Origin of the sequence: Mesorhizobium qingshengii, assembly GCF_027563465.1 — a bacterium.
Lineage (GTDB): Bacteria > Pseudomonadota > Alphaproteobacteria > Rhizobiales > Rhizobiaceae > Mesorhizobium > Mesorhizobium qingshengii_A.
In genome coordinates this window covers 33,163-44,147 of sequence record NZ_JAPFQA010000028.1, presented here as the reverse complement: position 1 = coordinate 44,147, position 10,985 = coordinate 33,163, and the positions used below count along the sequence as shown (strand labels likewise).

The following is a 10,985-nucleotide window of genomic DNA, read 5'->3' as shown; positions in this document are numbered from 1 at the left end:
CTCTACTGACCGTGTTAGGCAGTCATGCCAACCTCATACGGCAGCTGCAGTTGGCCATTGTGGCGACACTGTTCTTCATATCTGCTTTTGTCCTGTGGCGAGGGAGGCATGAAACGCTCGCTGCTAGATTGCCTCTGGCTGTGTTGATGTTTCTGCATGGCTTGACGAACACCGTTGGCTTGACTGAACAGGTCTTGCGGCAATCGTTGCCCTCCGGGGTGCCCTCATTCTCGCAGTGGTTCGGTCTGATACATATCGAATCCATGGTGTACTTCATCGGAACGGCGCTGTTCATGGTTGCCATGCTCAAGGAGCGGAGCGAGGCTCGTCATAAGATCGCTTCGCTGACCGATCCGTTGACTGGACTGTCAAATCGCCGTGCCTTCTTTTTTGCGAGCGACAGGATGCTCGAGCGCTGCCGCCGCACGGGTGCCCCCTGTACCTTGCTTGCCGTCGATTTGGATCGGTTCAAAGCGGTGAACGATACATTCGGGCATGGCGTTGGCGATACCGTCTTGCGGGTGTTTGCTGAAGTGGCGCGGAAGCAACTGAGGTCTTTCGACATCGTAGGGCGGCTCGGTGGCGAGGAGTTCGCAGTGCTACTCCCCCGTACTCATAGCCGCGAGGCGGCGCAGATCGCGAACCGTCTCAGGGAGGCGTTCTCTTCATCGGCCAACCAAGTCAACGATCAGGACGTTCACGCAACATTGAGCATAGGAGTGGCGGTGGTGCTGGGCGGGGAGACCACGATCTCCGAGGCCTTGGAAAGGGCCGATGCTGCCCTCTACCACGCCAAGTTGAATGGTCGTGATCGCGTCGAAGTCGATGCCGGTATTCATAAGATTCACCTGGCAAAGGCGTCACGTTGTTAGTTGTCGCTGCGAACTGCCCGGTCGAAAAGGAGCTTCCCATCGCAATGTGACGCATGATCGAATTGCACCGCCAGGGTTTATCGGAGGCTCCAATTCCTGACAACGTGTCACCTGGGAAGACGTTGTCACGCGAACCGAGGCGACATGCCCATCGACCCAGAACGCAATTTAGGCATCGCGACACGTCCACGGAGGTATTTGCAGCTGACCGCTTCCATTCGAATTCTGGAGACTGCTCCTCTCGCGAGTTGCAAGGCGCCGTGCACCGCGAGGCGGACCGCCAACGCTCCTCAAGGAAATAGGAGAAGTCTTCGCTGCCGGGGATCAACTGGGACACCGACACCTTGTCCTCGCCAGCAAGTCCAATGGCGACATCGGTCGCCAAGGGCGTCTGTGAGTTCCGCTGCCCTTGCCGGCTTCTCCGGCCGGCTGGAAGAGGAAGCCTTTTTGTCACAGTGCTTGTCGTGGGACCAGTGACTTTTAGGTTGCAGTCAGTACGTGCATTTTTGGAGACCCGTTAAGCGCAATTAAATAGGTTTCATTTATAGAAATGTGAAGCGTAGGGGAAATCTTGTTATGCCGTGCAAAAGATCGTCACACCGGTTGCGAAGCAATGTGGTTTCGTTCGTAAAATTGTTCTCTGGCATTCACCTCTATAATTTTCTAAAGCACGTCCTGACAGCGTCAGCATTCTCGTTGCTCGTTTCTGGCTGTGCCCTGGCGCCTGATACGGCGACTGTGTCGTCGATATCGACAGGATCGCGGCACCCGGTTATGTTCCCCGGCAAAAGGACGATGAAAGTGCCCGAAAAGGTTTCCGCAAGCTTGCTTCCCGTACGAGTTGCGAGCTACGGTTTTCTCGGCCGGGCGCCCTATATCTGCACACCGAGCGGCTTCGGGAGGACGTCGGGCTGCTTTCTACGTAAGGGATAGCTGCAAATATACGGCATAGGCAGGCCCCATGCCTCGTGGAAGTATCTTGGCCTTGTGGCTTGTGTTTCTTCAACTGGCCTTGCCGGGCGCCGCGGCCGCAGGGTTACGCTCGGATATGGCAGAAACCAAAGCCGCTTCGATCGAGCCGCACCTTTTTGATGACGGACAGTCCGCTCTCCAGACGGTGACGTTCGGCGCCTACGATCCGCATGACCTGCTGCGAAACTCCGACCAGTCCAGCATCGAGCATGTCTTTCTCTATTGGCAGGCGGTGGATGAGCCGATGCTCGCCGCCAAGATGCACCTCGCCCGGATGAAGGGGCGCACGCTCATGGTTACGGTCGAACCCTATACGAAAGCAGCGAATTGGCGCGATGGCGGGGACCTTCTGTTCACGGACATCAGGAACGGCGAATTCGACCGGCAAATCGCCGCCGTCTGCGGCGCCGTCGCGAGCTTTCCGGGCGTTACCTGGGTTCGCTGGGGTCATGAAATGGAACGGCCGTCGGGCCGCTACCCTTGGGCGCGCGGCGATGCGCCCGGCTACATCGCCGCGTACCGGTACTTTGTGGAGGCGTGCCGGAAAATAGCTCCGCGAACGCGCTACGTCTGGTCGCCAAAGGGTGAGCGCGAGCTTACCGACTATTATCCGGGCGACGCCTATGTCGATCTCGTCGGCGTGTCTGTCTGGGGATTGGAAAAGCAGGATCGGCAACAATACGGCAGGCCGCGCGGTTTTGCCGAGACGTTCGGCGAGAAGTATCGGCGCGTCGAAAAATTCGGCAAGCCCGTCATCATCGCGGAATTGGGAGTGGCCGGGCGCAAGCGCTACCGGCAAGCCTGGATGTCGGCTATCTCGGCGCTCTCGACAGGCAGCGGCCCCTTCCCGCTCCTGACGTGCGCTGTCTATTTCAATGACAGGGAACCATCCCATTGGCCGAATGGATATGGCTCTCCGGATTGGCGCATGACGGCATCGGATCTCGCCCCCTGAAGCAATTGGCGTTCCGGCGACGGTCGTCGGAGCGGCTTCGGCGCTTGCCTGGAACCGGCAGGCCGCTCCAAATTTTGTTTTGCCGCATTGATTGCGAAGACCGGATCACCCCGCGGCGACGATGCTTCAGTTCGTAACCGGTCCGGCGACGACCCGCCAATTGGGCCGGCCATAGCCATTCGGCCAGGGATAGATCTCGCGATCATTGAAGTAGACGACGGCAGTCAGGTGCGGGAACTCCGGATGCGTCTGCGCGACGGTCTCGGCCCAGTTCGTCACATAAGTCTGATCGCCTTCATAGCCGAGTTCGGCCACCATGACGGGCTTGCCGAAGCGTTCGGCAAGCCGGTATCCGGGTTCCAGCGCCTCCATGAACGTCCGGTCCTTTCCGAAATGGTCGCGATCGTATTTCTGGTAACCGAACACGGACAGGCCCACGACGTCCACATCGTCGTCGCCCGGATAGAAGTTGGCCAGGGCAGGATTACCTTTTGGTGACCACATGAATTTGGCCGTCTTCAGATGTTGGCGGCATACCCCAACCATCCGGCGATAGGCGGCGATATAGCTTTCCGGCTTCCAGTGTGCCCAGCTGAACTGGTTGTCGGTCTCGTCCATCTCCTGCGCCCACCGGATGATTACCGGGCTCTTGAGCGCGGCGGCGGCAGAACAAACAGACGCCATGTTGGCATCATAGCGGCCACTCAGGATTCCGTTCAGGAGCTGGTCCGGGCTCACCCGCCAGCCAACCGACCAGGACCAGGGCTCGACCGTAATCAGAAGCGTGCGCTTGCGCTGAAGGGCATATTCGTCGGCAATGGACAGCGTTGAGAGGTCGACGTCTTCCCAGGGAAGGAAGAGGTGTTCGATGCTGACGTTCTGGTCGCTGCCGAAGTCGCCGTGTGGGTCATAGGCGCCGAAGTCGATCGACGTCTCGGTGATGAGGGGCCGCTTGTCGGTAACGTGCTCGTTTGCCGGCGTGCCCGCTGCGGGAACGCCGAGCGGGAAGTTGGCAGCCAGCACGGCTCCGGTTAGCGCAAGTATGCCGAGCGAAAATACGCTTACTCGCACGGCCTTCCTGGTGAAGGTCTTCATGGCTTTGTCCTCATATTGGAATGGATTGGGGGAGCGGGCTGAAGGTCAGCCTTGATCCGCTCGAGATTGTTGGAGACCAGATCCCGGTCGGCCAACTTGCTGAACTCATCGTCAGCAGGTTCGGCATGTTTGAAGACATACCAGTCTCCCGATGGCTGCCTTTTCTGATAAACAATGTTGCCGAGCTTCTTGTGGATGAAGCAGGTGGTGTTCGGATACGCCCCCGACACAGTGTGCCATTGGGCCTTGAAACACAGACGGCCTTGATCGCTTACGGTCCATCGTCCGACCGCCCAGCTGGCCTTGTCACCCGAGCCCGACCAGGCAGTGAAGCGGCGTCCGTCGGTCTGCAGCCGGCCCGCTCCGTCCGGCCATGGCCACGACTTGTCGCGGTAGAGCATGTAGAGCTCGGCGCCGGTCATGGGACGGGCATTCGCAGGAGGTGTGGGATCACCGGAGCCGATATCAATCGGGCTGCCGGATGCAAAGGTCGACAGGAGGCAGGACGCCGTTAGAAGGCAGGCCAGCCCCGCCTTCATAACCGTCATCTTACGGCTGACGTCAGGTGACTTTTCCATGATTTCAGTTCTCGTTCACAACATCTTTTCCCCGGCAACGGCCCGGAGATGTCCATTGATGGGTGCGGTGGGCGCAGCGATGCTCAGCTAGGCTCGCGTGGAAGCCATCTGGGATGGAATACCATCGTGCTGATCAGCGTCGTTCCGAGCCCGGCACCGGCGACGGAGTATCTTGCATCAAAAAGGCTGACCCGACCTGCGCCCCAGGCCAGTGATTGCAGGCCGTCCTTCCCACGCTCGGTCGTAGCGATGCCGGGCAGCAGGAAGAGCACAAGCAAGCTCGCCGCCATCGCGGTGCGGCTGAACCCGCGGCTACGCCTGACGCGGTTCTCACGGCTGTGCTGGACCACGATAACGAGAAGCAACAGTGCGTACAGCACAGAATTGATGATCGCGAAGACGTAGAATCCGCGGGTCTCGCCGGCGTTGCTTATCAGCAGCACCGGAAATATTGATGCCAGCGACAGAAATGCGTAAGGCGCGAGCACGCGCAACGGCAGCGGGTCAACTTCCGACGTTCCTTTCGGCGTGATGCGAAAGTCGACGAACGAACCCGTAAGCCAGTCGCGAACAGCCGCGATCGTCCCGGCCAACGCCCAGGGCCAGCGCGCGACCAGGAACAGCATGCTCTCCCAGCTCAGGATCTTTGCGTCAAATGGCCGGAAGGTTGCTGTCGCACGCCAACGGAAAGCCAGAGCGATCAGGACCACAGAAAGCGGCGCGAAGTGCGCAAGAAAGCCTGGATAGGTGACCGCGACGAAGTTCTCGTTGCGCAGGAGCGCGATGATCGGCAGCGCGAACATCAGCGCCATGAACACCGCGAAAAGGGGATACCAGAGCTGTGAGAACAGGAATTGAAGCTTCAGTCTGGTCGGCAGACGGGGAACGAAGCTCGGCGAATATTGGAGGAGCAGCATCACGAGGCTGCGCGACCATTGAAATTCCTGGGTTACGAGATCCGCGAAAGTGCGCGGACCGTCGCCATGGGCAATTGCATCCAGCGCGTGGACGCCACGCCACCCATAGGCGTTCATCATCAGGGTCGTGGAGTGATCTTCCGCGAGTTCCGGACCGAGCCCACCAATCTCCTTGAGCGCCGAGCAGCGGACAGCGTAATGCGATCCGATGCAAAGCGGTGCGAGACCACCATTGTAGCCGGCCTGGAGCGATCCATGCATGCTGGCCTCGGCGTGGAGCCGTCCGCGTGCAGACCAGCTCCCGACTGCATTGGCGTCGCATATCGACGGAGCCGACACATAGCCGACTTTCGAGTCTGCAAAGGGCCGGAGTATTTCATAGAGGTAGCCGGGCTCCGGGACATGGTCGGCGTCGAGCTGCGCTACAAAATCGTAGCGTTCATAGCCGTAGCGGTCATAGAAAAAAGCAAGGTTTCCTTCCTTGCAGCGCATACGCCGCGGCCAGGTGGTCCGGTGATAGTCGCTCCTGCCCTTGCGCGTGGAAACGAAGACGCCGTGCTCTTCGCACCAGCGCAATGTTCCCGGGGACGGATCCTCGTCGGCAAGCCATGTGTCATGCGGCACGTCCTGAGCCAGCATCGCGTTGAGCGTCTTGGCCACCACGGAAAACGGCTCGGAAGGGGCTTTGGTCACGACCATCGCAACGCGGTTGCCGGCTGGCAGCCGCAGCGGGCCGTTCGGCTTGCAGGCACGATTGAAGACCGCGAGAAAATAGCCCGGCAAAAAAGTGACCCAGGCAAGCGGCAGCGAAACCGTCAGAAAGCCAAAGAGCCCGAGATAGTGCGATGGATCGATCCACCACGCCCAGAAATAGACAAGCGCCAAAAACCAGACGCAAGCGCCGGCCAGATGTTCGGCGCGGCGATAGCCGTCGAGCAGTGGAACCATCAGCGGTTCGGCGCCGTCATCCATCTCCGGTGCGCGCTTGTCGCGATGCCGTGTCATGCTCGCGGCTCCAGCCCGAAAAACGGCGCGGCGGTCCGCACGATCGTGTCCAGATCGGAGCATTCGGTTGAAAAACCCAAGGTCCGCTGGGCCATGCCCGGATCGGCAAAAAGCGTCGGCGGATCACCGGCACGCCTTGGATGCAACACGATGGGAACCGGCCGTCCCGTGCCCCTGGCAACCGCGTCCAGGATCTCGCGGACGGACGATCCCTTCCCGGTCCCCAGATTGACGGCCAGGTTCTCGCCGCCTGCCTTCAGATGATCGAACGCCAGCAGGTGCGCGCGGGCGAGGTCGTTGACATGGATGTAGTCGCGAACGCAGGTTCCGTCCGACGTCTCGTAGTCATCGCCGAAGACCGGCAGATGCGAGATCCTGCCTCCCGCAGCATGCGCCGGATTTGGTGCGGCTCCTTCGACCACGAATGCTCGAGCCCCGCCCAGACCTGTTCCTGACGGGCGTGATCGTCGGTCACGGTGAAGGCCATGAGCTGATCGAGCTTCATGCCGTCCTGCTCGTAGATATCGTGTAGCCTGGGCGAGACCTTTGCAAGCCGCAGGCGCTGCTGGACAAAGGTGGCGGACACGAAGAAGCGTGCCGCAATCTCCTCATGGCTGGCGCCCTGGTCGTGCAGCGTCTGGAAGGCGCGGAACATATCCAGGGGATGTAAATCCTCGCGCTGAAAATTCTCGGCCAGCGAATCCTCCTCGATCGGGACCTCGCTATTGGCGTCGGTGACGACACAGGGAACGGGCTCGGTCTTGACCATGCGCTTCTGCTTGGCCAGCAGTTCCAGCGCGCGATAGCGGCGCCCACCGGCCGGCACCTCAAACATACCGGTCTCGTTACCCTCCCCATCCAGCACTGGCCGGACGTTGAGGCTCTGGAGCAGGCCGCGCCGTGCGATCGAGGCGGCGAGGTCCTCGATCGTTTCCCCGCGCTTGATGCGCCGGACATTGGACTGGCTCAGCACCAGCTTGTTAAAAGGAATGTCACGCGAGGCGTTGAGGTTGATCTTCTGCTTGGGCATTGCCATGGGGACTATCTCCGTGACGGGCGGCCGAGACTCTCTCGACCTCCAAACCCGTCACAAAGACGGGCGCAGCCCTCTCACTCTGAGGACTGCGCCGCACACGCAAGATCGGGAGGAGCGCAGGGCCGCAGACATGACTTTGCGCATCTGCGGCTCTACGCATTTCAAGCTGGGATCCACGCGCCGTCCCGACAGACTGGGCGGCGCAGTAGAGGGCGCGTTCGGCGTCGCGAATGCTTCCGGTCCGGCGGGCGGCTTGTGCCCAGGCCCAAATCGGCAGGTCGGTGGTAGCGAGAATGTCGCGCTCGATGCCATGCAGAAGGGCAGACGGACCGACGTCATCTCGATGAGCGAGAAACTGCCCAACTCGGGATAGCCGAGATCTACGAGACCGAACATGGCGTCGCCATCGGCATCCAGCTCGGTCGCGAGCCATACTCCTTCGCCAAGCGGATTAAAGAACTTCACGACCGGTATGTGATCGGCGTTGCGCTCGCGGCCATTGGCGAGCAGGCGCTCGCGCAGTTCCTCGTGAGGAGGATCATGCAGCCCTCCTGTCGATCTCGGGCTGGCCGGCCTCGACCATGGCGTCGGTTTCCGGAAGGAGGGCGAGCAGCCAGTCGGCAGCCTTGCTCGCCTGGCTGGCGGCCCGCACGATGGCGCGGTTGTCCTCGCGCAGCACCTCGAGCCAGGAGCCGAGATAGTCTGCATGGCGCACCGTCGGCACGATGCCGAGCGAGGCGCAGCAGAAGGCCGCGTTCATCTCTGCGACCAGTTCCTCGAACGCATATTTCTTGGTGCCGAACGAACCGCCGAGATCCCGGCCGAGCCGCGAGGCATGGCCGGTGGCGTGCCCCATCTCGTGCAGCGCCGTGCGGTGCCAGTTGATAGGCTCGAAATAGGCGGCCGGCGGCGGCACCCGCACATAGTCCTGTGCCGGATCATAAAACGCCCGGTCGCCACCGATGCGGAACGCAATGCCGGTCGTCTTGATGAGGGCCTCCACCTGGGGCTCGATCTGGCCGGCCGGCGGCGGTGGCGCGGCGACCGCTACGTCCCTCGGCAAACCCTCGCACTGTGCGGCATTGAAGACGGTGTAGCGCTTGAGGAACGGGATGGCCGCCGCTTCGTCGCCGGTCTCCGCGGCGCGCTTCTTTTCATCGTCGGGGACAAAACGATCGGCATAGACGATGGTCGTGCCGTGCTCGCCCTTCATGACGTTGCCGCCGAGCGACAGAGCCTGTCGGAAGGTGAGCCAGCCCTGGCTTGGAAAGCCGTGCTCGACCACGGCGCCCCAGAGAAGGAGGACGTTGATGCCGGTGTAGGCTCGGCCCGTGGCGGCGTTTTTCGGCATGGCGAGCGGCGCCCTCGCTGCCGCGGTGCCCCAGGGCTGAACCCATGGGAAGCGGCCGGCCTCCAACTCGGCGATGATCTTGCTGGTGATATCGTCATAAAGGGTCGTCCGGTCCGCGCCGGCGCGAGCGTTGCGGTGGTTTCTGGACATCGCGGTTCTCCGCGACGGGCGCCGGAGGCCTCTCCTCCAGCCCTCAACCCGTCACGACAAACACCCCCCCACTCTCACTCCGGGGCTCCTGCTGAAAGGGGACACCAGCCGCGCCGGCGCTCGGCGGCGCTCTAAGGAAGAACGGCGTATAAACCGCAGTCCTGCGCGCGTCCGCAACAGTGACGGTTGTCGTGCGCAGGACGGAGGAAATTCGCCCCCGCCGCGGACGGTGAACGGGACAGCCGTAGGAGCGTCAGCATAGCGCCGGCCGCAGGACGGGACGCGGGACCGACGGTCCCCGTCCGCGGCGGTCCGCATGTTTTTGCGTCAGGATGGGCGAACGGGCCGCGACCCCCCCTTTCTCGACAGTCCGGCCGCTTATCGGCGACGATAGGATCGGCCAGTGCAGCCCCGAGTTGGCCTGGAAGAAATCGATCGGATCGTGCATCCCTTCAACTCCCTCAATTGCGTGGCAGCTCGTGAATTTCCAGCCTGACAGGCCCGCCCCTGTCGCAACTGGTGCAAAAAAGCGCGCGCTCGACCGAACTGAATAGAGCGCCTTTGCCATAGCGCTGGATGAGCCCGGCAGGCTTTACCGTTGCATGGTGCGAACAGGACCTGCACCAGGCCCGCAGCACATGCCATTCGCGAAGGTCTCCAAGCGCCACATCGAGACCGGCGTGAACACTACCGTCGATGATGGTCTGTGGCGGGATCTTCACCTCGCCTGGCGTCAGGATCTTCTCCATCACATGCCGACTGTTGTAGTGGATCAGCAACATGCCTGGCCGGCGCCGAATGGCAGCCTGCCAGGCTGCCTGGCTCACCGTGGAATCGGGGGACCGCGAAATGGTTTCCGACAGGGCCTGCTCCTCGCAATCCCAGACCTCGATCCGAAAATTGTCTTCCGCCGTTATTGCCATAGCTTCGCTGGCCAGCGCGATTGACGCCGAGCCATGGTCCCTTGCTGCTCCAGATCACGCTGAAATAAGGAACATATTCCTCTCTCGTCAAGGGTGCGCTTGACACTTTGTTCTTATTTTGTTCCCATAACAGGATCAGTCATGGAGGCGAATGATGGAACTTCGCTTGAACATCGGGAACGCAACACCCCAAGAGCTCGCACGCGGCGTCGCGGCGGCTGAGGCGGTGTTTGCACGCTCCGGCATAACGGCCTTGCAAGGCGCGGAAGGCCTGTTTGCGTTGGAAGGCTGGGATATCAAGGGCTTTCCCGACGACGACAAGCCTACCGAGGACGAGAACCGAGCTGCGGCCGCCTGGATGGAAGCCGACAAGGCCGCGGCGGCAGCCTGTTGTGCGGGCTGGCCGGAGGCCAAGGTTCCGCGCCATCAAATCATGGAACTGATCAACGTTGCCCGCACGAAGTTGCAGGCCGAGGCGATCCCGGACACCTGGCCGCAGCGGAGGCAACTCTATCCTGACGTCGTCAGACGGCTGGAGATCACGACCGGCCCGGACCGCCAGATCGATTTCGATATTGCCTTCGTTCTGGGCTGGGTTCCCGAGCGGCCGACGCTGGATCGGGTCGAGCCGCTTTCGGAAGATGGAGACCGTATCCCTTTCTTCACCAGCGATCTCGCCCAGGTCGAAGAGATGGCCCGCAAGGCACTCAAGGACTGGACGATCGAGATTGACCGAAATCCCTGTGATGCCCGCGTTTTCGACCCGGCGGCCGGCGATGACGATGACGCATTGCGCATGGCGGCGTGGCGTGATTTCGACGGCTCGTTGCACATGGAGAAGCCGCCGGCCAATCCTGCAATCGCGCTGACGCTGGCAATGATGCGCGGCCAGTCGATGCATTTCGAATAGTGGTCAAACGCAGTCGAGGCTCACCAACGCCATCGGTCATCGACCGCGACTGGCCACACCAGGTTGCGCTGCCGGATGACCTCTGCACGAACCGGAACTTCACCACAATCGCGACGTTCTGTCAGGAAAGAGGGCTCAAGCATCAGACGCGGCATGTGCAGGCGATATGGCCGAACGGCAAATATGAATCCTATCGGCTCCATTGCTTCAGCGATGCCGGG

At 61.3% G+C, this 10,985-nt stretch carries 8 protein-coding genes and 3 pseudogenes; 3 read left to right on the top strand and 8 right to left on the bottom strand.

Going from position 1 to position 10,985, the window contains the following annotated elements; genetic code table 11:
• Positions 1–872 (top strand): GGDEF domain-containing protein (locus OOJ09_RS30385; protein WP_269908739.1); only part of this gene is annotated, 872 nt, incomplete at its 5' end.
• A gap of 1,012 nt (positions 873–1,884) precedes the next feature.
• A complete protein-coding gene (locus tag OOJ09_RS30380; protein ID WP_269908738.1) occupies positions 1,885–2,799 on the top strand; it encodes a glycoside hydrolase family 26 protein in 915 nt (304 codons plus the stop codon).
• Positions 2,800–2,925: 126 nt separating this feature from the next.
• Here OOJ09_RS30380 and OOJ09_RS30375 read toward each other — a convergent pair whose 3' ends face one another.
• From OOJ09_RS30375 to OOJ09_RS30340, 8 genes and pseudogenes are all read right to left on the bottom strand, one after another.
• Complete coding sequence (locus OOJ09_RS30375) at positions 2,926–3,894, bottom strand: glycoside hydrolase family 26 protein (RefSeq protein WP_269908737.1); 969 nt, start codon at positions 3,892–3,894, stop codon at positions 2,926–2,928.
• On the bottom strand, positions 3,891–4,472 hold the full coding sequence (locus tag OOJ09_RS30370; RefSeq protein WP_269908736.1) for a DUF995 domain-containing protein: 582 nt from the start codon (positions 4,470–4,472) through the stop codon (positions 3,891–3,893). The genes OOJ09_RS30375 and OOJ09_RS30370 overlap by 4 nt, the downstream gene beginning before the upstream one ends.
• Positions 4,473–4,555: 83 nt before the next feature.
• Positions 4,556–6,394 (bottom strand): glycosyltransferase family 2 protein, encoded by a 1,839-nt coding sequence (locus OOJ09_RS30365; protein ID WP_269908735.1) that lies wholly within the window; start codon positions 6,392–6,394, stop codon positions 4,556–4,558.
• A pseudogene (locus OOJ09_RS30360) lies at positions 6,391–6,798 on the bottom strand (NAD-dependent epimerase/dehydratase family protein); the annotation flags it as partial. The gene OOJ09_RS30365 and the pseudogene OOJ09_RS30360, both read right to left, overlap by 4 nt.
• Positions 6,799–6,974: 176 nt before the next feature.
• Positions 6,975–7,424 (bottom strand): annotated as a pseudogene (locus OOJ09_RS30355) (ParB/RepB/Spo0J family partition protein); the annotation flags it as partial.
• Positions 7,425–7,602: 178 nt separating this feature from the next.
• Positions 7,603–7,972: pseudogene (locus tag OOJ09_RS30350) on the bottom strand (DUF2958 domain-containing protein); the annotation flags it as partial.
• On the bottom strand, positions 7,969–8,931 hold the full coding sequence (locus OOJ09_RS30345; protein WP_269908734.1) for an ArdC family protein: 963 nt from the start codon (positions 8,929–8,931) through the stop codon (positions 7,969–7,971). The gene OOJ09_RS30345 and the pseudogene OOJ09_RS30350, both read right to left, overlap by 4 nt.
• Before the next feature lie 461 nt (positions 8,932–9,392).
• Positions 9,393–9,713 (bottom strand): hypothetical protein, encoded by a 321-nt coding sequence (locus OOJ09_RS30340; RefSeq protein WP_269908733.1) that lies wholly within the window; start codon positions 9,711–9,713, stop codon positions 9,393–9,395.
• A gap of 307 nt (positions 9,714–10,020) precedes the next feature.
• On the opposite strand from OOJ09_RS30340, the gene OOJ09_RS30335 reads away from it, so the two are divergent.
• Positions 10,021–10,764 (top strand): hypothetical protein, encoded by a 744-nt coding sequence (locus tag OOJ09_RS30335; protein WP_269908732.1) that lies wholly within the window; start codon positions 10,021–10,023, stop codon positions 10,762–10,764.
• Positions 10,765–10,985: the final 221 nt, after the last annotated feature.